26 protein-coding genes are annotated in these 26719 nt (G+C 64.0%); 18 read left to right on the plus strand and 8 right to left on the minus strand.

Annotated features, from left to right (window positions below):
* Positions 1 to 77 precede the first annotated feature (77 nt).
* The 8 genes from murG to AC4QBL_RS00815 all read left to right on the plus strand — a co-directional run bounded on the left by murG (position 78) and on the right by AC4QBL_RS00815 (position 8329).
* Complete coding sequence (gene murG, locus AC4QBL_RS00780; RefSeq protein ID WP_472906816.1) at positions 78 to 1160, plus strand: undecaprenyldiphospho-muramoylpentapeptide beta-N-acetylglucosaminyltransferase; 1083 nt, start codon at positions 78 to 80, stop codon at positions 1158 to 1160.
* Positions 1157 to 2566: a UDP-N-acetylmuramate--L-alanine ligase gene (murC, locus tag AC4QBL_RS00785; protein ID WP_472906815.1), complete on the plus strand. Its 1410-nt coding sequence runs from the start codon at positions 1157 to 1159 to the stop codon at positions 2564 to 2566. Before murG ends, murC begins: the two co-directional genes overlap by 4 nt.
* Before the next feature lie 14 nt (positions 2567 to 2580).
* Entirely contained in the window at positions 2581 to 3534 is a 954-nt protein-coding gene (locus AC4QBL_RS00790) for a D-alanine--D-alanine ligase (RefSeq protein WP_472900923.1), read from the plus strand.
* 9 nt (positions 3535 to 3543) lie between these two features.
* Positions 3544 to 4338, plus strand: coding sequence for a cell division protein FtsQ/DivIB (locus AC4QBL_RS00795; protein ID WP_472900924.1), 795 nt, complete (start codon positions 3544 to 3546; stop codon positions 4336 to 4338).
* A 13-nt stretch (positions 4339 to 4351) separates the two neighbouring features.
* Complete coding sequence (gene ftsA / locus AC4QBL_RS00800) at positions 4352 to 5581, plus strand: cell division protein FtsA (protein WP_472900925.1); 1230 nt, start codon at positions 4352 to 4354, stop codon at positions 5579 to 5581.
* 222 nt (positions 5582 to 5803) lie between these two features.
* On the plus strand, positions 5804 to 7018 hold the full coding sequence (ftsZ, locus tag AC4QBL_RS00805; RefSeq protein WP_472906814.1) for a cell division protein FtsZ: 1215 nt from the start codon (positions 5804 to 5806) through the stop codon (positions 7016 to 7018).
* A gap of 199 nt (positions 7019 to 7217) precedes the next feature.
* A complete protein-coding gene (lpxC, locus tag AC4QBL_RS00810; protein WP_472900927.1) occupies positions 7218 to 8141 on the plus strand; it encodes a UDP-3-O-acyl-N-acetylglucosamine deacetylase in 924 nt (307 codons plus the stop codon).
* Positions 8142 to 8152: 11 nt separating this feature from the next.
* Positions 8153 to 8329, plus strand: coding sequence for a hypothetical protein (locus tag AC4QBL_RS00815; protein ID WP_472906813.1), 177 nt, complete (start codon positions 8153 to 8155; stop codon positions 8327 to 8329).
* A 95-nt stretch (positions 8330 to 8424) separates the two neighbouring features.
* Here the strand turns inward: AC4QBL_RS00815 and ruvC are convergent, their stop codons facing one another.
* The 7 genes from ruvC to AC4QBL_RS00850 form a co-directional block, all read right to left on the minus strand.
* Positions 8425 to 8973 carry a crossover junction endodeoxyribonuclease RuvC gene (gene ruvC / locus AC4QBL_RS00820; protein ID WP_472906812.1) on the minus strand — a complete coding sequence of 183 codons (549 nt, stop codon included), beginning with the start codon at positions 8971 to 8973 and terminating at the stop codon, positions 8425 to 8427.
* Positions 8970 to 9956 (minus strand): phosphatidate cytidylyltransferase, encoded by a 987-nt coding sequence (locus AC4QBL_RS00825; RefSeq protein WP_472906811.1) that lies wholly within the window; start codon positions 9954 to 9956, stop codon positions 8970 to 8972. The genes ruvC and AC4QBL_RS00825 overlap by 4 nt, the downstream gene beginning before the upstream one ends.
* Positions 9957 to 10574: a lysophospholipid acyltransferase family protein gene (locus tag AC4QBL_RS00830; RefSeq protein ID WP_472906810.1), complete on the minus strand. Its 618-nt coding sequence runs from the start codon at positions 10572 to 10574 to the stop codon at positions 9957 to 9959.
* Between the two features lie 130 nt (positions 10575 to 10704).
* Positions 10705 to 11490, minus strand: coding sequence for a transglycosylase domain-containing protein (locus AC4QBL_RS00835; RefSeq protein ID WP_472906809.1), 786 nt, complete (start codon positions 11488 to 11490; stop codon positions 10705 to 10707).
* A 12-nt stretch (positions 11491 to 11502) separates the two neighbouring features.
* On the minus strand, positions 11503 to 12354 hold the full coding sequence (locus AC4QBL_RS00840; protein WP_472906855.1) for an energy transducer TonB: 852 nt from the start codon (positions 12352 to 12354) through the stop codon (positions 11503 to 11505).
* A gap of 57 nt (positions 12355 to 12411) precedes the next feature.
* Positions 12412 to 14481 (minus strand): ribonuclease catalytic domain-containing protein, encoded by a 2070-nt coding sequence (locus AC4QBL_RS00845; RefSeq protein ID WP_472906808.1) that lies wholly within the window; start codon positions 14479 to 14481, stop codon positions 12412 to 12414.
* A 41-nt stretch (positions 14482 to 14522) separates the two neighbouring features.
* A complete protein-coding gene (locus tag AC4QBL_RS00850) occupies positions 14523 to 15167 on the minus strand; it encodes a YqiA/YcfP family alpha/beta fold hydrolase (protein ID WP_472906807.1) in 645 nt (214 codons plus the stop codon).
* Between the two features lie 21 nt (positions 15168 to 15188).
* Between AC4QBL_RS00850 and rodA the strand changes: the two genes are divergently transcribed.
* The 5 genes from rodA (at position 15189) to AC4QBL_RS00875 (ending at position 20866) form a co-directional block, all read left to right on the plus strand.
* The gene (rodA, locus tag AC4QBL_RS00855) at positions 15189 to 16343 is read left to right on the plus strand and encodes a rod shape-determining protein RodA (protein WP_472900935.1); all 1155 of its coding nucleotides are present in this window, start codon (positions 15189 to 15191) and stop codon (positions 16341 to 16343) included.
* Positions 16344 to 16420: 77 nt separating this feature from the next.
* Positions 16421 to 17881, plus strand: a complete 1461-nt coding sequence (gene tldD, locus AC4QBL_RS00860) for a metalloprotease TldD (protein ID WP_472906806.1) — start codon at positions 16421 to 16423, stop codon at positions 17879 to 17881.
* A 215-nt stretch (positions 17882 to 18096) separates the two neighbouring features.
* Positions 18097 to 19230: a 3-deoxy-7-phosphoheptulonate synthase gene (locus tag AC4QBL_RS00865; RefSeq protein WP_472900937.1), complete on the plus strand. Its 1134-nt coding sequence runs from the start codon at positions 18097 to 18099 to the stop codon at positions 19228 to 19230.
* Positions 19231 to 19405: 175 nt separating this feature from the next.
* Entirely contained in the window at positions 19406 to 20467 is a 1062-nt protein-coding gene (locus AC4QBL_RS00870; RefSeq protein ID WP_472906805.1) for a winged helix-turn-helix domain-containing protein, read from the plus strand.
* A gap of 78 nt (positions 20468 to 20545) precedes the next feature.
* Entirely contained in the window at positions 20546 to 20866 is a 321-nt protein-coding gene (locus AC4QBL_RS00875; protein WP_472906804.1) for a hypothetical protein, read from the plus strand.
* Positions 20867 to 20914: 48 nt separating this feature from the next.
* On the opposite strand, the gene mpl is transcribed toward AC4QBL_RS00875, so the two are convergent.
* On the minus strand, positions 20915 to 22357 hold the full coding sequence (mpl, locus tag AC4QBL_RS00880) for a UDP-N-acetylmuramate:L-alanyl-gamma-D-glutamyl-meso-diaminopimelate ligase (protein ID WP_472906803.1): 1443 nt from the start codon (positions 22355 to 22357) through the stop codon (positions 20915 to 20917).
* Positions 22358 to 22433: 76 nt separating this feature from the next.
* Between mpl and AC4QBL_RS00885 the strand changes: the two genes are divergently transcribed.
* From AC4QBL_RS00885 to prmA, 5 genes are all read left to right on the plus strand, one after another.
* A complete protein-coding gene (locus tag AC4QBL_RS00885) occupies positions 22434 to 23060 on the plus strand; it encodes a hypothetical protein (RefSeq protein WP_472906802.1) in 627 nt (208 codons plus the stop codon).
* On the plus strand, positions 23057 to 23584 hold the full coding sequence (locus AC4QBL_RS00890; RefSeq protein ID WP_472906801.1) for a TlpA family protein disulfide reductase: 528 nt from the start codon (positions 23057 to 23059) through the stop codon (positions 23582 to 23584). Before AC4QBL_RS00885 ends, AC4QBL_RS00890 begins: the two co-directional genes overlap by 4 nt.
* 282 nt (positions 23585 to 23866) lie before the next feature.
* Entirely contained in the window at positions 23867 to 24331 is a 465-nt protein-coding gene (accB, locus tag AC4QBL_RS00895) for an acetyl-CoA carboxylase biotin carboxyl carrier protein (RefSeq protein ID WP_472906800.1), read from the plus strand.
* Between the two features lie 14 nt (positions 24332 to 24345).
* Positions 24346 to 25695, plus strand: a complete 1350-nt coding sequence (accC, locus tag AC4QBL_RS00900; RefSeq protein ID WP_472900944.1) for an acetyl-CoA carboxylase biotin carboxylase subunit — start codon at positions 24346 to 24348, stop codon at positions 25693 to 25695.
* A gap of 31 nt (positions 25696 to 25726) precedes the next feature.
* Positions 25727 to 26611 carry a 50S ribosomal protein L11 methyltransferase gene (gene prmA, locus AC4QBL_RS00905; protein ID WP_472906854.1) on the plus strand — a complete coding sequence of 295 codons (885 nt, stop codon included), beginning with the start codon at positions 25727 to 25729 and terminating at the stop codon, positions 26609 to 26611.
* Positions 26612 to 26719 lie beyond the last annotated feature (108 nt).

Below are 26719 nucleotides of genomic sequence, written 5' to 3' on the forward strand. Positions count from 1 at the left end.
CGGTTTATTCAAAACTGGCAGGCAGGCGCGCAGCGGCTGCAGATGCGGAATGCATCGTTGATGAAAGGGGGCCGTGTATGACGAAACGCCAGCCTTGCGCCCTCATCATGGCCGGCGGTACCGGTGGCCATATCTTCCCGGGGCTGGCCGTGGCCGAAGCCCTGCGCGAGCGCGGCTGGCGTGTGCACTGGCTGGGTGCGCCTGGCAGCATGGAAAGCCGCCTGGTGCCACCGCGCGGTTTCGCGCTGGAAACCATTGACTTTGGCGGTGTGCGCGGCAAAGGCGTGAAGACGCTGGTGCTGCTGCCACTGCGCCTGCTCCGGGCCTTCTGGCAGGCGCTGCAAGTGGTGCGCCGGGTGCAGCCCGACGTGTTGGTGGGCCTGGGTGGCTACATCACGTTTCCGGGCGGCATGATGGGCACCCTGCTGGGCAAACCGCTGGTGCTGCACGAACAAAATTCGGTGGCAGGCATGGCCAACAAAGTGCTTGCAGGCATTGCCGACCGGGTGTTCACCGCCTTCCCCAATGTCTTCAAGAAAGCCGAGTGGGTGGGCAACCCATTGCGCGCGGAGTTCCTTCGCCAGCCCGCACCCGCGCAGCGCTTTGCTGGCCGCAGCGGCCCGCTGCGCCTGCTGGTGGTGGGCGGCAGCCTGGGCGCCAAAGCCCTGAACGACACCGTGCCGCAGGCGCTGGCACTTATCCCCTCGGGCCAGCGCCCGCAGGTGGTTCACCAGAGCGGTGAAAAGCAGATTGACGCGCTGCGCGCCAACTACACCGCAGCCGGCGTGCTGGCCGAGCTCACGCCGTTCATTGACGACACGGCCCAGGCCTTTGCCGATGCCGACCTGATTGTGTGCCGGGCCGGCGCCAGCACCGTGACCGAAATTGCTGCGGTGGGTGCGGCCGCCCTGTTGGTGCCGTTTCCGCACGCGGTGGACGACCACCAGACCACCAACGCCCGGTTTTTGACCGATGCTGGCGGCGCCTGGGTGGTGCAACAGAACGAACTGACCCCGCAAATGCTGGCGAGCCAGCTGCAACGCTTGCAGCGCAACCAGCTTCTGGCCATGGCCGAAAAAGCCAAACAGATGGAAAAAACACATGCCGTGGCGGCCGTGGTGTCCGCCTGCGAGCAACTCGCGAAAGTGAAAACAGTATGAAACATGCCATTCGCCACATTCATTTCGTCGGCATCGGCGGCTCCGGCATGAGCGGCATCGCCGAGGTGCTGCTCAACCAGGGCTATGTCATCTCGGGCAGCGACCTGGGTGAAAACGCGGCCACGCGGCGCCTCGTGTCCATGGGCGCCAAAGTGTTTACCGGGCACGATGCCCGGTACATCGAAGGCGCTGACGCCATCGTCACTTCTACCGCCGTGAAAGAAGACAACCCCGAGGTGGTGGCCGCCCACGCCAAGCTGGTGCCTGTGGTGCCGCGTGCGGTGATGCTGGCCGAGTTGATGCGCATGAAAAAAGGCGTGGCGATTGCCGGCACGCACGGCAAAACCACCACCACCAGCCTGGTGGCCAGTGTGCTGGCGGCGGCCCACATGGACCCCACCTTTGTGATTGGCGGGCGCCTGAACAGCGCTGGCGCCAACGCGCAGCTGGGCTCGGGCGAATACATCGTGGTCGAAGCCGACGAGTCGGATGCCTCGTTCCTGAACCTGTTGCCGGTGTTGTCGGTGGTGACCAACATCGACGCCGACCACATGGACACCTACGGCCATGACTTTGGCCGCCTCAAGGGCGCGTTCATCGAGTTTTTGCACCGCATGCCGTTTTATGGCGCTGCGGTGGTGTGCGTGGACGACCCGTCCATTCGAGAAATCTTGCCGCAGATCGCGCGCCCCATCACCAGCTACGGCTTCTCTGAAGACGCGCAGGTGCGGGCTGTAAATGTGCGGGCGGTGGGCGCCCAAATGCACTTCACCGTGCAGCGCAAAAACGGCATTCAGTTGCCCGACCTGGACGTGGTGCTCAACCTGCCCGGCAACCACAACGTGCTCAATGCGCTGGCCGCCATTGGCATTGCGGTGGAACTCGGCGTGGACGACGCGGCCGTGGTGCAGGCGCTGGCCGAGTTCAAGGGCGTGGGCCGGCGCTTTCAGCGCTATGGCGAAGCGGCCCTGCCCACGGGCGGCAGCTGCACGCTGGTGGACGACTACGGCCACCACCCGGTGGAAATGGCGGCCACGCTGTCGGCCGCTCGCGGCGCCTTTCCCGGGCGGCGCCTGGTGCTGGCGTTTCAGCCGCACCGCTACAGCCGCACGCGCGACTGCTTTGAGGATTTTGTGAAAGTGATCGGCCAGGCCGACGCGGTGTTGCTGGCGGAGGTGTATGCCGCCGGCGAGGCGCCGATTGTGGCGGCCGATGGCCGCTCGCTGGCCCGGGCACTGCGGGTGGCCGGCAAGCTGGAGCCGGTGTTTGTCGATGACATTGGCGCCATGCCGCAGTCCATTCTGGACAACGCGCGCGACGGCGATGTGGTCTTGTGCATGGGTGCTGGCTCCATCGGCGCGGTGGCCGCTCGGGTGGTCGAGTTGGCTCAGGAGTCAAAACAATGAAGGCAACGGTGAACATGGACCCGAAACAACTGGGCAAGGTGGCGGTGCTGATGGGCGGGCGCTCGGCCGAACGCGAGGTTTCGCTGATGTCGGGTGCGGGCGTGCTGGCCGCGCTGCAGTCCAAGGGCGTGGATGCCCACGCCTTTGACCCCGCCGAGCGCGACCTGGGCGAGCTCAAACGCGAGGGTTTTGCCCGCTGCTTCATTGCGCTGCATGGCCGCTTCGGTGAAGACGGCACGGTGCAGGGCGCGCTGGAATTGCTGGGCATTCCCTACACCGGCCCTGGCGTGATGGCCTCGGCGGTGGCGATGGACAAACTCATGACCAAGCGCATCTGGCTGGCCGAAGGCCTGTCCACACCGGCCTGGCGCCAGGTGCACAGCGCCGAAGAAACCCGCGCGGCCTTTGCTGCGCTGGGCTCGCCCATGATCGTGAAGCCCGTGCGCGAGGGCTCCACCATTGGCCTCACCAAGGTGCTGACGCTGGCCGAATGCGACGCCGCCTACACCCTGGCGGCAGGCCAAGACCCGATGGTGATGTGCGAACAGTTCATTGCCGGTGACGAAGTGACCTGCCCGGTGCTGGGCACCGGCGCGGGCGCTCGCGCGCTGCCCGTCATCCGCATCGTGGCGCCCGACGGCAACTACGACTACCAGCACAAGTACTTCACCGACGACACGAAGTACCTGGTGCCCTGCGGCTTGCCGGAAGGCGAGGAGGCCGCCATTCAGGCGCTGGTGCTCAAGGCCTTCCTCACGCTGGACTGCCGCGGCTGGGCGCGTGCCGACGTGATGATCGACGGCAAGACCCGCAAGCCCTACCTGCTGGAAATCAACACCTCGCCGGGCATGACCAGCCATTCGCTGGTGCCCATGTCGGCCCGCGCCACCGGCTTGTCTTATGAAGACCTGTGCCTGAGCGTGCTGGCCGGCGCTGCGCTGGACAACGCGGTGCCTGCAACGGCCTAAACCCCTGCCATGACCCAGTCCGACCTGCCCATCGATGTCAAGCTCATGACCGCGGCGACCCACGCCCTGGCCGTGGTGTTTGCCGTGCTGTGCCTGGGCACGCTGGGTACTTGGGCGGTGCGCCATCCGGTGTGGTCGGTCAAAGCCATTTCGGTGCACGGTGATGTGGCCCACCAGAACGTGGTCACGTTCCGTGCGCAGCTCGCCACACAAATGAAAAACAGCCTGTCGGCCAGCTTCCTCACGGTCGACCTGCAACAGGTCAAGCGCATGTTTGAGTCGGTGCCCTGGGTGCGCAACGCGGTGGTGCAGCGGGAGTTTCCCAACCGCCTGCGCGTGACCCTGCAAGAGCACGAGGCCGTGGCCTGGTGGGGCGCTTCGGGCTCGGGCCAGCTGGTGAGCCGCCTGGGCGAGGTGTTTGAAGCCAGCCCCGACGACAGCGATGGCCTGCCCGAACTGGTGGGCCCGCCTGATCAGTCGGCCCAGGTGTGGGCGCTGTACCAGCTGCTCAGCGCCGAGTTGGCGCGGCTGGAACTGGGCCTGGCGCGGCTGGAGCTCACCGAGCGTGGCAGCTGGCGCGCCGAACTCGACAACGGCGCCCGCATGGAGCTGGGCCGGGGCAGTCCCGACGAGCTGCTGGCCCGCACCCAGCGCTTCACCGCCACCTTGAGCCAGCTGACCGAGCGCTACGCCGGCGCGGTGCAGTCGGTGGATTTGCGTTACCCCAACGGCTACGCGTTGCGCATGCGCGGTGTCACCACCGTGATCGAAGACAGCACAGACCCCACAAAGACAACCAGGTAATCAAGAAACAATCATGGCCAAGGAATACAAGGATTTGGTGGTCGGACTCGACATTGGCACCGCCAAGATCATGGTGGTGGTGGCAGAGGTGCAGGCCAACGGTCAGCTCAAGCTGGCGGGGCTGGGTGTGTCGGCCAGCCACGGCTTGAAGCGCGGCGTGGTGGTCAACATCGATGCCACCGTGCAGAGCATCCAGGCCGCGCTGAAAGAGGCCGAGCTGATGGCCGACTGCCGCATTGCGCGGGTCTACACCGGCATCACCGGCAGCCACATCCGCGGCATCAACAGCAGCGGCATGGTGGCCATCAAGGACCGCGAAGTCACCCCGGCCGACGTGGCCCGCGTGATCGAAACAGCCAAGGCCATCAACATTTCGACCGACCAGCGCCTGTTGCTGGTAGAGCCGCAAGAGTTTGTCATCGACGGCCAGGAAGTGAAAGAACCGATTGGCATGAGCGGCATCCGGCTGGAAGCCAAGGTGCACATCGTCACCGGCGCGCAGAGCGCGGCCGAAAACATCATCAAGTGCGTGCGGCGCTGCGGGCTTGAAGTGGACCAGCTGATGCTCAACCCCCTGGCCTCCAGCCAGTCGGTGCTGACCGACGACGAAAAAGAACTGGGCGTGGCGCTCGTGGACATTGGCGCCGGCACCACCGACGTGGCCATTTTTTCGGGTGGCGCGATCCGCCACACCGCCGTCATTCCCATCGCGGGCGACCTCATCACCAGCGACATCGCCATGGCGCTGCGCACCCCCACCAAAGACGCCGAAGACATCAAGGTGGAACACGGTTGCGCCAAGCAGTTGCTGGCCGACCCCGACACCCAGGTGGAAGTGCCTGGCCTGGGCGACCGCGCGCCGCGCATGCTCAGCCGCCAGGCATTGGCCGGCGTGATCGAGCCGCGGGTGGAAGAGATTTTTGCCCTAGTGCAGCAGGTGGTGCGCGATTCGGGGCACGAAGAAATCTTGTCGTCCGGCATTGTGCTCACGGGCGGCAGCGCCGTCATGCCGGGCATGGTCGAGCTGGGCGAAGACATCTTTTTGAAGCCGGTGCGCCGGGGCGTACCGAATTACGCCAGCGCTTTGTCCGACATGGTGGCGCAGACCCGCGCCGCTACGGTCATGGGCCTGCTCGAAGAAGCGCGCCTGGCCCGAGTGCGCGGGCACAAGGTGGCGCAGAAGGCGGGTTCCATGCAGGGCGCCTTCGAGCGCATGAAAAACTGGTTTGTGGGGACGTTCTGACCATGCAGCACACACACACGATGAGCGACCTGTCCAGCGTCCTTGTTTGCCCCGCGCGCCGAGGCGCTGCGGGCCACTACCCGGTGCACCGATGTACGGCCTGCACCGGGCCGCCTGGATGATGCCGGGGCCGCGCAGCGGCCACCCCACGCAAGACAACAACGGTTTGACATTGAAACAACGCCCTGAAACACAGGTTCAAGGGCACAACAGGAGAGAAAAATGAGCATCGAAATGATTGAAGTGGAAGAGTTCAACCTGGGCACCCAGATCAAGGTGATTGGTGTGGGCGGTGGCGGCGGCAACGCCGTGGAGCACATGATTTCGCGCAGCGTGCAGGGCGTGGAATTCATCTGTGCCAACACCGACGCGCAATCCCTGTCTCGCAGCGCCGCCCACAAGACCATTCAGCTCGGTGCCACGGGCCTGGGCGCTGGCAGCAAGCCCGAAAAAGGCCGCGATGCCGCAGAGTTGGCGGTTGACGAAATCCGTTCGGCCATCGAAGGCGCTCACATGCTGTTCATCACCGCCGGCATGGGTGGCGGCACCGGCACCGGTGCGGCACCCGTGATCGCCCGTGTGGCCAAGGAAATGGGCATCCTCACTGTGGGCGTGGTCACCAAGCCGTTCGACTGGGAAGGCGGCCGCCGCATGACCAACGCCGACACCGGTCTGACCGAGCTCGAAGCCAACGTGGACTCGCTGATCGTGGTGCTGAACGAGAAGCTGCTGGACGTGCTGGGTGACGACGTGACCCAGGACGAAGCCTTCGCCCACGCCAACGACGTGCTGAAAAACGCCGTGGGCGGTATCGCCGAGATCATCAACGAATACGGCAACGTGAACGTCGACTTTGAAGACGTGCGCACCGTGATGGGCGAACCCGGCAAGGCCATGATGGGCACCGCCGTGGCCGCTGGCCCTGACCGCGCCCGCATTGCCGCCGAGCAAGCCGTGGCCTGCCCGCTGCTGGAGGGCGTGGACCTGTCCGGCGCCAAAGGCGTGCTGGTGCTGGTGACGGCGTCCAAGGGTTCCCTGAAGCTCAAGGAGTCCAAGGAAGCCATGACCGCCATCAAGGCCTACGCTTCGCCCGATGCGCACGTCATTTACGGCGCTGCCTACGACGACAGCCTGGGTGAAGAAATGCGCGTGACCGTGGTGGCCACCGGCCTGAGCCGCCAGGGCATGCGCCGCACCGCGCCCCCGCTGCAGGTGCTGCGCACCGGCACCGACAACGTGCCATTCAACGTGCCCACCATGAACGCCGCGGTGGGTGGCCCAGGTGCCGGCCATGCCCAGCCCGACTACAACTCCATGGCCGTGCCCAGCGTGTGGCGCACCAACCGCACCCAGGCCGCGGCCAAGGTGGACGCGCTGGCTTCGGGCGGGATGGACGACTTTGAGATCCCCGCCTTCCTGCGCAAACAAGCTGATTGATCGACGTAAAGCTACTGCGCCCTCCGATCTGGCGCCTGCAGTGCTCGCCGTACGCAAGTACGGCTCCGCGCTTCAGCGCCACCTCGGAGCGCTCGTTACGCTTTCCGTTCGATCAATCTCAGTCTGGGTTTGTTGGGTTCAATCACCGGGATAGTTTTCCTGCCCAGCGCGAAACCGCTCAAAAAATTAAAATTGCTGGATGCTTGCTCAACGTACCCTCAAATCCTTGACCAAAGCCGTCGGCGTGGGCCTGCACAGCGGTCAGCGGGTGGAGTTGACGTTGCGGCCTGCGCCGCCGGACACGGGCATCGTGTTTCGCCGTGTCGATTTGCCCGAGCCGGTGGAGATTGCGGTCACAGCCACGTCGGTCACCGACACCCGGCTGGCGTCCACCATTTCCAACGGGGGTGTGAAGGTGCACACCATCGAACACCTCATGAGTGCGGCAGCCGGGCTGGGCCTGGACAACCTGTATGTGGACATCACGGCTGAAGAGGTGCCCATTCTGGATGGCTCGTCGGCCTCGTTCGTTTACCTGCTGCAAAGTGCGGGCATCGTGATGCAAAAGGCGCCCAAGCGCTTCATCCGGGTCATACGGCCGGTGGAGGTGCGCGAGGGCGAGGGCAGCAACCTGAAGTGGGCGCGGCTGGACCCTTACCACGGCTACAAACTGAGCTTCGAAATCGAGTTTGACCACCCAGCGGTGAGCTCCACGGGGCAGCGGGTCGAGTTCGACTTTGGCAGCGGGACCTACGCCCGTGAAATCGCGCGTGCCCGCACCTTTGGTTTCACGCGCGATGTGGAAATGATGCGCTCACACGGCTTGGCCATGGGCGGTGGGCTGGACAACGCGATCGTCATGGATGACGTGAAGGTGCTCAACGCCGACGGCCTGCGCTACCAGGACGAGTTCGTGAAGCACAAGATTCTGGACGCCATTGGCGACCTTTACATCGTGGGCAAACCGCTGCTGGCGGCTTACAGCGCGTTTCGCAGCGGTCACGCCATGAACAACCAACTGTTGCGCGCTCTGCTGGCGCAGCCCGATGCCTACGAGATCGTGAGTTTTGAGCGCGACCGCGACGCCCCGACGGGTTTCGCGCAACTGGCACCGGCTTGGTAGGGCGCATTGCCATGCTGCTGTTTCGCTTCACCCTCTTCTTTTTGCTCATCGCCGCCGGCGTGTGCTTCGCGTTTTACATTGGCACCGGCAAAGCCTACTTTCGCCAGTGGGGGATGATCATCCTGAAGTGGACCGTGATCGCGGCGCTCGGGTTCTTCGGCGTGCTCGTGCTGGAGCGGCTGCTGTAGGCGCACTGCGCCCAGCCCAGGACACCGTGGAACCGGCTTGTATGGTTGAGGTGGTGCCCCCAGGGGGTGACGGCCTGCAAGGCCGGCGCAGGGGGTCAATAACTTCGGCCGCCCTTGTAGGCCGCGTGTGTGCGGGCCTGCAGCGCGCTGACCTTGTTGATCGCCGCCACCGAACGCGCCACCTGGGCGTGGGTGATGCACAGGCCCAGGGCGTCGGCGGCGTCTTTGCCGGGCAGGCCGGGCAGTTGCAGCAGGCGCTTCACCATTTCCTGCATCTGCGCCTTGTCGGCGCGGCCGTAACCCACCACCGCCTTTTTCAGCTGTAGCGCGGTGTATTCGGCCACGCTCAGGCCGTTGGCCACCAACGCTGTGAGGCAACAGCCCCGGGCCTGGCCCAGCAGCAGCGTGGCCTGCGGGTTCACGTTCACAAACACGATTTCGCAGGCCGATACCTCGGGCTCGTAACGCTTGACTACTTCACTGATGCCGTCAAACAAAATTTTCAGCCGTTCTGGCAACAGGGCGCCGTCTTTGGGGCTGGTCTGTATGGTGCCGCTGGCGACATAGTGCAGAGCTTGGCCTTCGGTGTCGATCACGCCGAACCCGGTGCACTGCAAGCCGGGGTCAATGCCGAGAATTCTCATAGGAAGGTCCAGCGAACCGAGTGGAAGAACACCGGCGCCGCAAAACACAGCGCATCCACGCGGTCCAGCAAGCCGCTGGCCCCGGTGACCGAGCGACCTGCCGAGCCCCAGTGGGTCACGCCGCGGTCGCGCTTGATGGCTTTCATGACCAGGTGCCCCAGCGTGCCGGCCACGCAAGCCACCAGGGCCATGCCCAGCGCTGGCAGCGGCTTGAAGGGCGTGAAGCCCGAGAGCAAGGCGCCCAGCAGGCCACCAGCCAGCAGTCCCCAGGCCCAGCTGCGCCAGTGAAAGCTCTCGCTGATGGCGGGCGCCACCGGGCGCCGCAGTCCCCTGGCCATCAGGTGCTGCACCAGCATGCAGGTTTGCACCACCAGCACCAGAAAGAACACCAAAAAGGCTTCTCGGCCAGCGAAACGCGGAAAGTCGAGCAGCAGCAAGGCAGGCACATGGCTCAGGCCGTAGACGCACACCATGATGCCCCACTGCAGCTTGGCGTTGCGCTCCAGAAAGCGCTGGGGGTCGTTGCCCAGCGCGCTCACCGCCGGAATGGCGAGAAACACATAGACCGGAATGAAGACCGTGAAGAGGTCGAAATGCTGGGTCCAGACGAGGGCGTATTGCAGCGGCAGCACCAGGAAGAACGCGAGCACCAGGCTGCGGTGGTCACTGCGTCGGGTGGGCGAGAGGCTGATGAATTCACGGAGCACAAAAAACGAGATGAGGCCAAACAGCACAATGCCCGCGCCGTCGCCCAGCGCCCAGCCGATCCAGAACACCAGCGCCACCATCCACGAGGTGCGCAGCAGCGCCTGGTTGTCGTGGCGGCGCAGTTCGCGGCCGGTTTCTTCGGCGCTGTCAGAGCGCCGCTCGCGCAGCGACATCAACACGCCCGCCACGCTGGCCAGCAACAGCAAGCCAAACACGCCCACAAACAACAGGCTCACCTGTTGCTCGGGCGTCAGACTGCGCAAAAAGGAGCCCATTCAGACGTCTCGCAAGGCCATCACGGCCGCTCTGGCACGGTTTAAAAAATCGGCGCGCGGTTCGTCAGCCCCCAGTTTTACCGGCTCGCCAAACGTGACCGAACACAGCACCGGCACCGGCACCACCTCGCCCTTGGGCATGACGCGCTGCACGTTGTGTATCCAGGTGGGTACCAGCACCACATCTGGAAAACGCTGAGCCAGGTTGTACAGGCCCGATTTAAAGGGTTGCGGGTCTTCGTCAAACCCCCGCGTGCCTTCGGGGAACAAAATCAACGAGTCGCCACCTTCCAGCGCGCTGACCAGGGGTTGCAGGGGGTCCTCGTCGCCCTTGCGCTCGCGCTCCACATACACCGCGTTGAACACTTCGGTGGTGATCCAGCGCTTGAAGTTGGACGCTGTCCAGTAGTCGCGCGCGGCGATCGGGCGGGTGATGCTGCGCAGCGAGCTAGGCAGTGCGGCCCAGATCAACACCAGGTCGGCGTGGCTCTGATGGTTGGCAAAGTAAATGCGCTGCTCGGCCTTGGGCGGGCAGCCGTGCCAACGCGCTTGCGCACCTGTTAGCACGCGCACAAAACCCAGCAAAAACAAGCCCATGGCCTGGGCACGCCAGTTCATGCAGAGCCTGCAAAAACGCCAAAAGCCAACGGTGAGCGTGCCCTGCCCGGCGCTACCGCAGAACGGCCCCCGACCGACCGCAGGCGTCGCCCCCCGCCGAGCGGAAGGTGCGAAGCGAGGTGGGGCAGTCTCATGGCGCGCGCACGTCGCCCATGCGGGCCACGATGGTGCCGGTGCGGCGAGCCAGGTAGGCCGAGTTTTGGCGTGTCTCAAAAAACTTGGGGCTGGGCAGCATCACGGCGAGCCGGGCAGCCTCTTGCGGGCTGAGCTTGGCGGCCGGCTTCTTGAAGTAGCGTTGTGCCGCGGCTTCGGCACCAAAAACGCCTTCGCCCCATTCCACGCTGTTGAGGTAAATCTCCAGAATGCGGCGCTTGCTCAGCAGCGCTTCCAGTGTGAGGGTCAGCAGCAGTTCCTGCCCTTTGCGCAGCAGGTTGCGCTCGCCTGAGAGCAGCAGGTTTTTGGCCAGTTGCTGGGTGATGGTGGAGCCGCCAATGATCTTGGCGGGTTTGATGGCTTTCACGGCCGCCTCGGCGGCTTCGGGCTTTTTGGCCAGTCGGCGCTCAATCTGTTCGGCGCGCTTCTCGGCCAGCGCCTGCCGCCGCTCGTTTTTTTCCCAGGCCGCTTCGATCGCCGTCCAGTCCACGCCGCCGTGGTGGGCAAAGCCGGCGTCCTCAGACGCCATGATCGCGCGCTTCAGGTGTGGGCTGATCTGGTCGTAGTCCACCCATTGGTGAGACCAGCGCCCCGCTTTGTCGCTGCCCAGGCTGGCGCCGGCGATGCGCCAGGCCTCCGAGCGCATGAAGGCGGTGCTGTGTGGGTCCACCACCACCATGAGCGCCACCCGCAACACAAAGAAGACTTGTAGCGACACGCCAGCCAGCAACAGCCACAGCACCCAGCGTCCAAGCGATTTCATGGCGGCGCGGTCTTATTGGCTTGAGAGCTGGGTTTTCAGCGTCTCGTCGCGGGTGAAACGAAAGCGCGACACGACCACGATCTGGTCGGCCCGGCGGCGCATGGCGTCGCTGAAGCGGCCAAATTCCAGCCCGCGAACGATCGCCTGGGCCCTGCGGTCCAGGGTGGTGTTGCCCGACGGTTGCACCACTTCGGTGTGCAGCACGTTGCCCGTGTGGTTGACGGTGATGATCATGGTGAGCTCGCCGTAGAGTTTGCGACCGCCGGTTTCTGGAAAGTTGCTGGTGCCCCGGTCTTCGATCTTGCGGCGCAATTCGTCGTAATAGATGGCGTACACCTCTTCCCGCGTGGCCGGGCTGATGTAGCGCTTCTTCGGGCGCTGGTTTTCTTCGTTGATGCGTTTTTCAATCTCGGCAAGGATCTTCACCAGCGCCTGGCGCTTCTGTTCGCGTTCGACCGCCGCGGGGTTGGGGCTTACCGCTTCCAGGTCGGGCGGAGGCATGTTGGCCAGCTGTTTGCGCACCTGCGCCAGGATCTGGTTTTGCCGCTCCTTGAGCGCTTCAATCTGCTGTTCGTCCTCTTCGGTGGCGTCGCCCAGGCGGGCCTGGGTGTTGGGCGGCAGCGGCGAAGTGGCGCGGCCTTTGTCGGCATCGCCGCCGCCCGCCAGCGAGGCCTGGGCAATCGCCGTCGCCTTCTCAGGCCGTTCGTCGCTCTTGGCGTTCACCAAAATGACCTCCAGCGGCGTGTCCTGAAACACGCGGTTGAAGCCTTCTGGGTCGACAAAACGCACCGTCAGCAAGCCCGCATGCACCACCACCGACACGGTCAGCGCAAGCTGCAGCGTGCTCAGGTGTTTGAAGAACATCAGGACCGTTTTCACGCCGAAATTATCCTTGGCTGCGGTTAGGCTGGCGGGTTGCGTTCAGCTGGCGCTGTCGGTCGGCGTTGGGTCGGCGGTTGGGGTGGCGTCGTCCACGTCAATCGCCAGCGCCAGCGGGGCCGCCAGCGCTTCGTCGTCTTCACCCGAATCCCCGTTGTCCTCGGACAAATCCTCAACCGGGAGGTCGAGGCGCTCAATCACCGTGCCATGGATGTCCAGCGTGATGTCGTCCACCTCGCCCAGGCGCACGCGCACATGGGCACCACGGGGCAGGCCGTCGGCGCCCATCACCGGCAACACCAACGGCAGGGTGTCGGCACGCACCAGGTTGTCCTTGATCAGCGTCGCGGTCACTTCGGTGATGTGGTTTTGCTTCAGGTGCTGCAGCGTCCAGTAGCGCTCCATGCCGTTCTGGAAGCCGTTGTAGGCCGAGTAGGCCGCGTCGAACGCGCTGATGACGGCGAACAGGTTGGCGTCTTTGGGTTTGAAGGGCGCGGCCAGTGCCGCGGTTTTGCCATGGCGCACGCAGGCAATGATCTGCCACTGGTTGACCATGTCCACGTAGCGGCGCAGGGGCGATGTGCTCCACGCATAGCTGGGCACGCCAATGCCGGCGTGCGGCTGCGCCTTGGTGCCCATGCGCACCTTCACGCCGGGCTGCAAGCTGGCCTGGCTGCGGTAAATGCCGGGGACGCCGCATTCCGCCAGCCACTGCCCCCAGCTGCTGTTGGCCAAAATCATGGCCTCGGCCACCATCAGGTCCAACGGCGCGCCGCGCTGGCGGGTGCCAATGACCACGGTTTCGTCACCCGCCGGCTCGTCGCCCACCACACCTTCGAGTCGGAAGGTGTAGTCGGGCCGAGAGAAGTTTTCGGGCTTGCCGCGCACCACCTCGCGCTGCGCTTTCAGGTGGCGCGCCAGCCGAAAAATAAAGGCCAACTGGGGTTGCAGCACTTCAATGTGCGCCTCAACAATGGCCTCACTGGCCGGGGCTGCGCCGTTCAGCCAGTCTTCGGTGATCACCGTGTCCAGCTGGTCGTGGCGCAGGTTGTGGGCAATCGACACCCGTTCCAGCACGGTGCGCCGCTCTTGAATGGCCAGCGTGGCTTCGTCCAGGGTGACGTACAGCGACAGCGCCGGGCAGTCGCGTCCAGCCTCCAGCGTGTAGGCCTGCACCACCTCGTCGGGCAGCATGGTGATCTTGTGGCCCGGCATGTACACGGTGGACAGGCGGTTGCGCGCCACCTGGTCGATGGGGCCGTCGGGCAGCACCGCCAGGCCGGGCGCGGCAATGTGGATGCCCAGCGTGACGGTGCCGCTGCCCAGGCCCTGGATCGACAGCGCGTCGTCGATTTCGGTGGTGTGCGAGTCGTCAATGGAAAACGCCTGCACCGGTGCCAGAGGCAGATCGTCGGCAATGACCGGTGCCTGCAGCGGCGCAAACCCGGTGCCTTTGGGGAACTGGTCGAACAAAAAGCGCTGCCAGTGGAACTGGTAGGCGCTGGAGATGGCCCCCGCGTTTTGCAGCAGCGCCAGCGGCGCGGTGTGGCTGTTGCGGGCGGCTTCCACCACCGCCTTGTATTCGGGCGCGTTTTTGTCTGGCTTGAACAAAATCTTGTAAAGCTGCTGGCGCACGGGGTCCGGGCATTGCCCGTTGGCCAGTTCGGCGGCCCAGGTTTCTATTTGCGCCTGAACCTGCTTTTTCTTCTCAATGGCGGCCAGCGCTTGGGCCAAGATGTCGGCGGGGGCCTTTTTGTAGCGGCCCTTGCCGGCGCGGCGGAAATAGTGCGGTGCGCCATGCAGGCACAGCAGCGCCGCGACCTGCTGCTCGGTACCCGCACTGGCGCTGAAATACTCGCGCGCCAGGTCGGCAAATCCGAATTCTTCTTCGGGGGCAAATTCGTAGGCCAGTTCCAGCTCCATGCTGTCGGCCAGCGCGGCGGCGGCCGGCATGAGCTGGCTCGGTGCGGGCTTTTCAAAGCGCAGCAAGGCGTTGGCTGCCTTCACCTTCACGCGCTTACCGGAATCGAGCTCAACCTGGAGCGAGCTTTCGGCCTCTGACAGGAGGCGGCCGGTCAGCAGTTTGCCGGCTTCATCAAACAAAATGTGCATGCGCGAGATTGTCCCATGCGGGCGGTTTTGGCCCGGCGGAATCAGTTTGTGAGGTTCAAAAACTCGAACATCGCGTCGATGTGCTCGTCAAAGTCGCTGATGGCGTGGTCGCTGCCCGGCAGCAGGCGCACCGCACCGCCCGCGCAAAACGCCAGCATCTCGCGCCAGTCCAGCACCTCGTCGCCTTGCGCCACGATCGCCCATTGCCGCTCTGGCTGGGCGGGTTGCAGCGCCGCCAGGCGCGCGGCGTCGCGCTCCAGGGTGAGCAGTTCGTCCACATAAGCGGGCTGGAAAACGAAGTGCTCGCTCGGATCGTGCCAGCTGGTCTGTTCGCCCACGTACTTGAGCAGGTCGCGCGCGGGAAACACGGCCGGGTTGAGCAACACCGTTTTGGCGCAGCCGGTTTGCATGGACAGCCAGCGCGCATAGAAGCCACCCAGCGACGATCCAGCCACCGCCATCGATTCGCGGGGCCAGTCGCGCACGCCTTCCATCACCAGCGCCATGGCCTCCTTGGGCGAAGGTGGCAACTGTGGGCACCACCAAACCACACCTGGGTGCTGAGCAGCCACCCGGGCTGCCACCTTCTGCGCCTTCATGGACTGTGGCGACGAGCGAAAGCCGTGCAAGTAGAGCAGGTGGGTGGTGGGCAGGGGGCTGCGGATGGCAGAAGAACAGGCGGTCATGATGCAAAGGATAATTGCTGCATGGCCGCCGCTTTTGACAAACCCAACCTGCTGCAACGCATCGCCCCGATCTTTCAGGGGTTTGATGGCCCGTTGGTGCTGGCGGTGCTGCTGCTGGCGGGTCTGGGCCTCATGACCATGTATTCGGTGGGTTTTGACCACGGGACACGGTTTGCCACCCACGGGCGCAACATGCTGCTGGCAGCGGGTGTGCTGTTTCTGGTGGCGCAGGTGCCGCCGCAGCGCTTGATGGCGCTGGCTGTGCCGATGTACGTGCTGGGTGTGCTGCTGCTGCTGGGGGTCGAGCTGTTTGGGATCGAGCGAAAAGGTTCGCAGCGGTGGCTGAACATGGGCATCGTCATTCAGCCGAGCGAATTGCTCAAAATTGCCATGCCGCTGATGCTGGCCTGGTGGTTTCAGCGCCGGGAAGGCCAGCTCAAGCCGCTGGACTTCGTGGTGGCGGGCTTGTTGCTGGCGGTGCCCGCTGCGCTGATATTGAAACAGCCCGACCTGGGCACCACTCTGCTGGTGGTGGCCTCGGGTCTGTTTGTGATCTTTTTCGCTGGTTTGAGCTGGAAGCTCATCGTGCCGCCGGTGTTGCTCGGTGCCATCGGCATCATCGTGCTGATTGCCATGGAGCCGCAATGGTGTGCGCCCGATGTGGACTGGAAGGTTTTGCGCGAATACCAGCGCCAGCGGGTTTGCACGCTCCTGGACCCGTCCAAAGACCCGTTGGGCAAGGGCTTCCACATCATCCAGGGCATGATCGCCATCGGTTCGGGCGGTCTGTGGGGCAAGGGTTTCATGCAGGGCACCCAGACCCACCTTGAATTCATCCCCGAGCGCACCACCGACTTCATTTATGCCGCGTTTTCGGAAGAATTCGGGCTGATGGGCACCTTGGGGCTCATGGTGGCGTTCATCTTCCTGGTGGTGCGCGGCCTCATCATTGCGCTGGAAGCGCCTACGCTGTTCGCCCGGTTGCTGGCGGGTGCACTCACGCTCAACATTTTTGTTTACGCCTTTGTCAACATGGGCATGGTGAGCGGCATTTTGCCGGTGGTGGGCGTTCCCCTGCCTTTTGTGAGCTACGGCGGCACCGCCATGATCACGCTGGGGGTGGGGCTGGGCATGCTGATGTCGATCGCCAAGTCCAAGCGGCTCATGCAGTCTTGAGGTAGTCCGCGTGGGAGGGCATGCAGCTTCAAGACCATGCCCCGGCGCGCCCCGCCGGTCCTTCTTACAATGGGGCCATGATTGCACGTGAACCCACCTTGGCCCGTCTGGCCAGCGCCCAGAGCCTCTTGCTCGATCCCTACGGCTTGAACACCTCGCACCTGCAAAGGGCGTTGGGTGAAATCATGTCGCACGGTGTGGACGACGCCGACCTGTATTTTCAATACACCCGCAGCGAGGGCTGGAGCCTGGAAGAGGGCATTGTCAAAACCGGCAGCTTCAGCATCGACCAAGGTGTGGGCGTGCGGGCTGTTAGCGGGGAAAAGACCGCTTTTGCCTATTCGGACGACCTCTCGTTGGACTCGTTGATCGATGCCGCGCACACGGTGCGCTCCATTTCCGCCCAGGGCCAGGGGCGCAAGGTGCGCACACCGTCCACCAAAGTGGCCAAGTCGCGCTCACTGTACCCGGAGCTGGACCCGATTAGCACGCTGGACAGCACCGCCAAAGTGGCGCTCCTGGAAACCGCGGAGCGCATGGCCAAGGCCAAAGATCCGCGTGTGGTGCAGGTGATGGCCGGCTTGGCCAGTGAATACGACGTGGTGCTGGTGGCCCGAGCCGACGGCACCATGGCAGCCGACGTGCGCCCACTGATCCGTTTGTCGGTGACGGTGATTGCCGAGCAAAAAGGGCGCCGCGAAGTGGGCTCGTCGGGTGGCGGTGGCCGCTTTGGCTTGGCCTATTTTGACGAAGCCATGGTGCAGCAGTATGTGGACGAGGCGGTGGCGTCGGCGCTGACCAACCTGGATGCGCGCCCCGCACCGGCGGGCGAAATGGTGGTGGTGCTGGGTTCGGGCTGGCCAGGCATTTTGCTGCACGAAGCGGTGGGCCATGGCCTTGAAGGCGACTTCAACCGCAAGGGCTCCAGCGCCTTTGCCGGCCGTATTGGGCAGCGTGTGGCGGCCAAGGGCGTGACGGTGCTCGACGACGGCACCATCCCCGACCGCCGCGGTTCGCTCAACGTGGACGACGAAGGCCATCCGTCGCAGAAAAACGTGTTGATCGAAGACGGTATTTTGCGTGGCTACATCCAGGATTCGATGAATGCACGCCTGATGGGTGTGAAGCCCACGGGCAATGGCCGGCGCGAAAGCTACGCCCACGTGCCCATGCCGCGCATGACCAACACCTACATGCTGGGTGGTGACAAAAGCCCTGAAGAGATCGTGGCCAGCATCAAAAAAGGCTTGTACGCCGTCAATTTCGGTGGCGGTCAGGTCGACATCACCAGTGGCAAGTTCGTGTTTTCCGCCAGCCAGGCTTACTGGGTGGAAAACGGAAAGATCCAGTACCCCGTGAAGGGCGCCACGCTGGTGGGCAATGGCCCCGATTCGCTCACCCGCGTGAGCATGATCGGCAACGACATGAAGCTCGACAGCGGTGTGGGCACCTGCGGCAAAGAAGGCCAGAGCGTGCCTGTGGGCGTGGGCCAGCCCACCTTGCGCATCGACGGTCTCACCGTGGGCGGTACCGCCTGACGGGCGCTGTAAGACAGGCGTCATGCCGGCTGTGCTACATTGGTCTCTTATGAAAACGCGCTTTGTTTTTGCCTTTTATTTTTGGTTCTCAGTCCCCGGCGGACGAGAGGCGAAGCTGTAAGCGCATCACCGAATCTCGATCAAACCGCCGGAGCCCTCAGCCCGGCGGTTTTTTTTCGCCACTTTCGTTTTGTATCAACCCGAGGAGTCCCTTGATGAATGCCAAAGCCAATCCTGTCAGCGCCGATGCCTGGCACGCCCGTCCTGTCGACAAAACCAGCCAGACCGACGACGAACGCATCAAGGACATCACGGTGTTGCCACCCCCAGAGCATTTGATCCGCTTTTTCCCCATCGGCGGCACGCCGGTGGAGGCCCTGATCAGCCAGACCCGACAGCGCATTCACAACATCCTGCACGGCAAAGACCAGCGTTTGCTGGTGGTGATTGGCCCATGCTCCATTCACGACCCAGCCGCGGCGATCGACTACGCCCGCCGCTTGAAACCGCTGCGTGAAAAATACGCCGACACGCTGGAAATCGTGATGCGCGTGTACTTCGAAAAGCCTCGTACCACCGTGGGCTGGAAAGGGCTGATCAACGACCCCTACCTGGACGAGAGCTTTCGCATCGATGAAGGCCTGCGTATCGCGCGCCAGTTGCTGATTGAAATCAACCGCCTGGGCTTGCCCGCCGGCAGCGAATTTTTGGATGTGATTTCGCCGCAATACATTGGTGATTTGATCAGCTGGGGCGCCATCGGCGCGCGCACCACCGAAAGCCAGGTGCACCGCGAGCTGGCATCCGGCCTGTCCGCACCCATCGGGTTCAAGAACGGCACCGACGGCAACATCAAAATCGCGACCGATGCCATCCAGGCGGCGGCGCGCGGTCACCACTTTTTGTCGGTCCACAAAAACGGCCAGGTGGCTATTGTGCAGACCAACGGCAACCCGGACTGCCACGTGATTCTGCGAGGCGGCAAGGCGCCCAATTACGACGCGGCCAGTGTGGCTGCTGCCGTGAAAGAGCTGGAGGCCGCGAAGCTGCCGGCCCGCCTGATGGTGGACTGCAGCCACGCCAACAGCAGCAAGCAGCACGAAAAGCAGCTGGATGTGGCGCGTGAGATCGCCAGCCAGATCACGGCAGGCTCGCGCAGTGTGTTTGGTGTGATGATTGAAAGCCACATTGAAGCCGGTGCGCAGAAATTCACACCGGGCAAAGACGACATGGGCAAGCTGACCTATGGCCAGAGCATCACGGACGCCTGTCTCGGCTGGGGAGACTCTCTGCAAGCGCTGGAAGTGCTGTCGCAGGCGGTTCAAAGCGCCCGCCAAAAAGCGGGCTGATGTGATGCAACTTCCCCCATTTGAGTGCTCGGCGCGCGCTCTGGCGACTCTGCCGGGGTGCCGTGCCATTGCCGGTTGCACGGCTACTTGATATTCTCCAAAGCAAGTGGTCTATCAACGGGTGTGCAAACGGTGTCTGTGCGGTTTGGGTATTCAAAAAATCTAGGGAGTGTGTGTGGAACAACCGGTGCTGCGGCTGGGTTTGCTGGGGTTTCCCGAGTTGCTGAGCCAGCGCCTGATGGCCTGGGCGTCGCAGGCGCAGCCGGGCTGGCCCGAATGGCGCACTTGCGATCCGCACATGGCCGATGCCTGGATGATTTACGGGGAGTCGGTGGACGTGTTGGGGCGCGACGCGGTGGTGATTCGCCATCCCCACGGCACGGGCGAGCGCCTCACGCTCAACCGGGCCGAGGTAGACCGCCCGCTGGCTTTTGCCAGCCCCTTGCCCGAAGGCTTTGCCTCGGCCGAATTTTTTGAGGCCGACAGCGAAAAAAGTGTGCGCCAGCGTTTGCAGCGCTTTGAGGCCTGGTTGCGTCCATTGCGCACCCAGTTTGCGCTGGGCGCACAGTTGGTTGACCGTGTGGCCCATTACAAAGGGGGCGTGGTGCACGTCACCCACGACAACAAGCTGCTGGCGGTGATCGATCTGGACCGCTGGCAGGTGGGGCTGCTGATTCCGGCGCGCCCGGTTGACCTGTCGATGGCCGAATGGGTGCGCCGCCCGGCCCTGGCCAACGACATTCCTTCGTCTTTCATCCGGCTGCCGTTGCACCGCGTGATGTGGACCTATGCGGTACGCACCCTGCGCGATGTGCTGCCGGAGCGCTACCGCGAGCAAACGATTTTCCTGCGCCGGGTACCTTCCATGCCGGCGCGCTGGTTCGATGATCTGCACCTGCTCATCATGCGCGAACTGATGGTGAAACCCGCCACGCTAAATGAGTTGCGCGAGCGCACCGGTGCGCCTGCTGCCGAGCTGGCGCACCACCTGGCATCGTTGTATTACGCGGGCGGTATCACCAGCGACCCCGACAGTGCGCGGCGCGCTGAGCCCACGGTACGCCGTGCGATGGTGGCCATGCAGCTTGACCAAGCCGTACCCGACACCCTGGCCATGACCCGATCGGGCCATTCCGAGGTGTTTGCGACTTCCAGCATCATGCGCGAAGCGCACCATTCGCCGCTGCGGGTGTCCAACGACCTGACCGTACCCATGCCTTTGCCCGGTAGCCATTGAGTGTGCCCGCTTGCAGCGGTCAGGGCACAATGTGGTGGTGTTTTAAGTACCCTGTACCGTATTCAAGGAGTTGTCCGCATGCGCAGTCAAGTGACCGTGACCTGGGGTGAGCCGTCCACCTACCGTTTCGATCTGGAAGAAGTGCAGCCCATGCCTCACGATCTGGCCCGAACATGGCTGGACGAGCAATTCACTTTTTTGGGCTGCGACCCTATCCGGTCCACCGGCAAGGTGCTGACGGCCGACAAGATTTTGTGTGTGGCGCAGGCGGCTGGTGAAGAGCGCTTTCGCGATGAAGCGCACCGGCCTTGGGCCATGGCCTTTGCCAAAGCGGCCAGTGCAGCGCTGGCCAAACCGGTGGTGTCGGTGGACGTTCGGAGCCAAACACTGTCCTATTGACGGGCGCCCGCCGAGCTGGCGGGCGGGCTCCTCCAGCCCGGGAGCCTGTTAGGCCAAGGCTGTCAGCAGGCGGCCATGCACACCGCCAAAGCCACCGTTGCTCATGCAGACGATGTGGTCGCCCGGCTGAGCGGCCGCCACCACCTGGGCCACCAGCTCGTCCAGGTTGTGCGCCACTTGCGCACGAGCACCCATGGGCCGCAGGGCTTCGGCGGCGTCCCAGTCCAACCCGCCTGCATGGCAAAACGCGAGGTCAGCGGCCTCCAGACTCCAGGGCAGTTGCGACTTCATGGTGCCCAGTTTCATGGTGTTGCTGCGGGGCTCAAACACCGCCAGGATGCGGCCACCACCGGCTTGCGCCAGGCTCAACCGGCGCTTGAGTCCGTCCAGCGTTGTTCGGATGGCCGTGGGGTGGTGGGCGAAGTCGTCATACACCGTGATGGAATGGCCCTCGCGTGCCACAGTACCGCGCACCTCCATGCGGCGGCGCACATTTTCGAAGCTGGCCAGGGCCAGCGCCGCTTGCGCGGGCGTCACGCCCACGTGTTCAGCCGCCGCGATGGTGGCCAGCGCGTTGAGCTGGTTGTGGGTGCCGGTCAGCGCCCATTCCACACGCGCCACCACCTGGCCGCGTTGCAGCACGTCAAAGGCATGCGCCTCGCCTTGCGCCGTGAAGTCGCTCACCGCTGCGCCAAAGCTGCGCAGTTCGCTCCACAGCCCCATGTGCAGGACCCGGTCCAGCGACTCCTCAAGCCCGTTGGCCACCACCCGGCCCGAGCCAGGCACGGTGCGCACCAGGTGGTGAAACTGGCGTTCGATGGCGCTCAGGTCGTCAAAGATGTCGGCGTGGTCGAATTCCAAGTTGTTCAAAATGGCAGTTCGGGGCCGGTAGTGCACAAACTTGCTGCGTTTGTCAAAAAACGCGGTGTCGTATTCGTCGGCCTCGATCACGAACACCGGCGCTTTGGCTGCGGGGCCACCGTCCGGTGATGCCGCCCCCTGCGGACGCTGCGCCGCGCCCAGTCTGGCCGACACGCCGAAATTCATCGGGACGCCGCCAATCAAAAAGCCCGGCTGCAGGCCGGCCGATTCCAGAATCCAGGTCAGCATGGCGGTGGTGGTCGTCTTGCCGTGGGTGCCGGCAACCGCCATCACGTGGCGCCCTTGCAGCACCTGCTCGGCCAGCCACTGCGGGCCGCTGGTGTAGGGTGCACCGGCTTCGAGGATGGCTTCCATGAGCGGAAACTTCGGCGTTCCGTCGGGGCGTCTGGCACGGCTGATCACATTGCCGACCACATACACATCGGGTGCCAGGGCCATCTGGTCGGCTTCAAAGCCTTCAATCAGATCGATGCCCAGCGCGCGCAGCTGGTCGCTCATGGGGGGGTAGACACCAGCGTCACAGCCGGTGACCCGGTGCCCCGCCTCGCGGGCCAGCGCGGCCAGGCCGCCCATGAACGTGCCACAAATGCCCAGAATATGAATATGCATCCAGCGATTTTAGGCGCCCGTGCGGGAATGGCCGGGGAGGCCCGCAAGCCCGCTTGGCAGCGGGCACAATCTCCGCATGGACGCCTACCGGGACAGCATCAACAACGAAATAGCTGCCGTGGCTGCGCGCCTGGTGGTGGAAGAAGGGCTGGAATACGCCGCTGCCAAGCGCCGCGCCGTGAAGCAACTGGGCCTGAATGCGCGCACCGCCTTGCCCGACAACGCCACCCTGGACGCCGCGGTTCGCGAATACATTGCGGTTTTTTGCCCTGAAACCCAGGCCGTCGAACTCCAGGCGCTGCGTGACGTGGCCCTGCTGTGGATGGGTCGACTGTCCGCCTTTCGTCCGCATCTGGGCGGCGCGGTCTGGCATGGCACCGCCACCCGCCACAGCGATATTTACATACAGCTGTTTTGCGACGACCCCAAGTCGGCCGAGCTGGCGCTGTTGGACCACCGCGTGGAGTACCACCCGGGTACGGTCAACGGCTGGCGCGGTGAGCCGGTGCAGGCGCTCACGCTGCGCACCCGCTGCGATGCGCTGGGCCAATGGGTGCTGGTGCACCTGATGGTGCACGACCTCGACGATTTGCGCGGCGCCCTCAAGCCCGACGCACAAGGCCGCAAACCCCGCGGTGATGCGCCCGCCCTGCGCACGCTGATGGCGCAAACCCCCACCGAAACACAAGAGCACTTGCCATGACACCGAACCGACGCACACTTTTGATGACGGGCGTGGCCGCGGCGGCGGGCGCCGCCGGCGTAGGGGTTGCCTGGTGGCGTTACCAGCCCAATCCTGTCGCCACGGATGCCGAGGCCGCCTTCTGGGCCAGCCAGTTTGAGGGTCCGCAAGGCGAGGCGGTGGACCTAGCCAGCTGGCGCGGCAAGCCGCTGCTGGTGAATTTCTGGGCCACCTGGTGCCCACCCTGTGTGGAAGAGCTGCCTTTGCTCAATGCTTTTTACCGCACCCACGCGCCCCGGGGCTGGCAGGTGCTCGGGCTGGCGGTGGACCAGCCCAGCGCCGTGCGCAGCTTCTTGCAAAAAATACCGCTGGACTTCCCGGTGGGCATGGCAGGACTGGCCGGTACCCAGCTCAGTCGGGATCTGGGCAACCCCACCGGGGGGCTGCCTTATACCGTGGTCATGGGGGCTGCCGGGACGGTGCTGCACCGGAAAATTGGCAAAGTCTCGGAGGCCGATCTGGCCCAATGGGTCCAGCTGGTCTGACTGCGGTCGGTCGTTCGGGTAGCTCGTCGCACAGGGGCGCCCTCAAGTGCGCTCTTTCCGTTACATGCGACAACATTCATTGAAAAACGGGTAAAGTCCGCCAATATCGGCGTCAGACCTCTGATGGTTTGGTGCGGCAGGCGTGCCTTTTTGAGTTGATGGCCGGCGACGCCAGCGGCGTTTTCATCGTGTACACTGCGGCACCCGATGGGTTGGCATGCCTCGATTTGTCTGAATTTGATGGCATTTGAGTCAACTTAAGCGATTTTCGTTGGAGAAACCATGGATTTGAGAAAACTGAAGACCCTGATCGACCTCGTTTCCGAGTCGAACGTGTCTGAGCTGGAAATCACCGAGGCCGAAGGCAAGGTGCGCATCGTCAAGAGCGCCCCCGCTGGTTTTGCAGCACCCGTGTCTTACACCGTTGCTCCGGCGCCCCAGGCCGCGCCTGCGGCCGCCGTTCCTGCAGAGGCACTGGCCCCAGCGGTGCCGGCAGCCGCCGCAGAGCCCACGGGTCACATTGTCAAGTCGCCCATGGTCGGCACGTTCTACCGTGCCTCCAGCCCGGGCGCCAAGCCCTTTGTGGAACTGGGTGACACGATCAAAGAAGGCGAAACCATCTGCATCGTCGAAGCGATGAAGATCCTCAACGAGATCGAGGCCGACAAGTCGGGCACCGTGACCAAGATTTTGGTGGACAACGGTCAGGCGGTGGAATACGGCCAGCCTCTGTACGTGATCGAATAAAGGGCTTGGCGCGCATGTTCAAGAAAATTCTGATCGCCAACCGGGGGGAGATTGCACTGCGGGTGCAACGGGCTTGCCGGGAAATGGGCATCAAAGCGGTGATGGTGTATTCCGAAGCCGACCGCGACGCCAAATATGTGCGCCTGGCCGACGAGGCCGTCTGCATCGGTCCAGCGTCCAGCACCCACAGCTACCTCAACATGCCGGCCATCATTTCGGCCGCCGAGGTGACCGACGCTGAGGCCATCCACCCTGGCTACGGTTTTCTGTCGGAAAACGCCGATTTCGCCGAACGTGTGGAAAAAAGCGGCTTCACCTTCATTGGCCCAACGCCCGAGTCCATCCGGTTGATGGGCGACAAGGTGTCGGCCAAGCAGGCCATGATCCGCGCCGGTGTGCCCTGCGTGCCCGGCTCCGAAGGTGCTCTGCCGGACGACCCGATCATCATCAAGCGCACCGCCAAGGCGGTGGGTTACCCGGTGATCATCAAAGCCGCAGGCGGTGGCGGTGGGCGTGGCATGCGTGTGGTGCACACCGAGGCTGCTTTGTTGCACGCGGTGCAAACAACCAAAGCCGAAGCCGGCGCTGCGTTTGGCAACCCCGAGGTGTACATGGAGAAGTTTCTCCAAAACCCGCGCCACATTGAAATTCAGATTCTGGCGGACACGCACCGCAACGCCGTGTATTTGGGCGAGCGCGATTGTTCCATGCAGCGCCGCCACCAGAAGGTGATTGAAGAGGCGCCTGCGCCTGGGATTCCACGCCGCCTGATTGAGAAGATTGGTGAGCGTTGTGCTGCCGCCTGCAAAAAGATCAGCTACCGCGGTGCGGGCACCTTTGAGTTTCTGTACGAAAACGGCGAGTTCTATTTCATCGAAATGAACACCCGTGTGCAGGTGGAGCACCCGGTGACCGAATGGATTTCGGGTGTGGACATTGTGCGCACCCAGATTGCGGTGGCCGCCGGTGAAAAACTGCCGTTTACCCAGCGCCAGGTGCAGTTGCGTGGCCACTCGATCGAGTGCCGTATCAACGCCGAAGACGCCTACAAGTTCACCCCCTCGCCGGGTCGCATCACCACGTGGCATGCGCCCGGTGGTCCTGGGGTGCGCGTGGATTCGCACGCCTACACCAACTATTTTGTGCCACCCAACTACGACTCCATGATCGGCAAGATCATCGTGCACGGTGACACCCGCGAGCAGGCGCTGGCCCGCATGCGCACGGCGTTGGCCGAGACGGTGATCGAAGGTATCAAAACCAACATCCCGCTGCACCGTGAGCTCATGGTGGACGCCAGCTTCATTGCCGGCGGTACCAATATCCATTACTTGGAAGAATGGCTGTCGCAGCGTGAACGTTGAACCCGATCCCCACCCCCCGGTAGCCGGGACGCTGTTCGAACTGGTCCTGCTGGCGCCAGAGGCTGCCGTTGAGCAGGTCGGCGACGCGCTCGTGGCGCTTGACGCCCTGAGCGTGTCGGTGGAAGACGCCGACGCCCTGACGGAGGCCGAGTCGGCCATGTTTGGTGAGCCGGGCATGCCGCCGCCCAAAGAGGGCTGGCAACGGTCCCGTGTGGTGGCGCTGTTTCCGCAAGAAGCTGCGGCCCGCGAAGCGGCCACCTTGTTGGCCTTGCAAGACTTTTTTGAAGGCTGCGCCGTGCAGGGCGTGCAGGCGGTTCCCGAGCAGGACTGGGTGCGCTTGACGCAGTCTCAGTTTGCCCCGGTGGACATCACCCCTAGTTTCTGGATCGTGCCCACTTGGCACGAGCCGCCTGCCGCCGCAGAGCAGGTGATCCGGCTCGACCCCGGCCTGGCATTTGGGACCGGTACGCACCCCACCACCCGCATGTGCCTGCGCTGGACCGCGCAGCGCGACTGGTCTGGCCAGCGCGTGCTGGACTACGGCTGCGGCTCGGGTATTTTGGCGATTGGTGCTGCCAAGTTTGGTGCGCGAGACATTGTGGCGGTGGACATCGACCCCGCCGCCGTCGAGTCGACCGGCCTCAACGCTGCGGCCAACCATGTGACGCTGGCCGCGGGTTTGCCCGACCTGGCCCATGGCACGTTTGATCTGGTGCTCGCCAACATTCTGGCTACGCCGCTCAAGGTGCTGGCGCCCTTGCTCTGTGCCCACGTGCGCTCGGGCGGCCACTTGGTGCTGGCCGGCATATTGGCGCGCCAGGCCGATGAATTGCGTGAAGCCTATGCCCCATGGGTGGCATTGAGCGTCAGCGACGAGGCCGATGGCTGGATTCTCATGACCGCGGTCAAGGACTGAGCGTCCTCCCCATGGCTTCCCGCGTGCTGTTCTGGCCGGTCATGCGGGGCTCCATCGCTTCGCGATCCCAGTCCACGCTGTGTAGACAACGCAGCTTGGCGTGCGGGT

The sequence above is a fragment of the Hydrogenophaga sp. L99 genome (genome assembly GCF_058731905.1).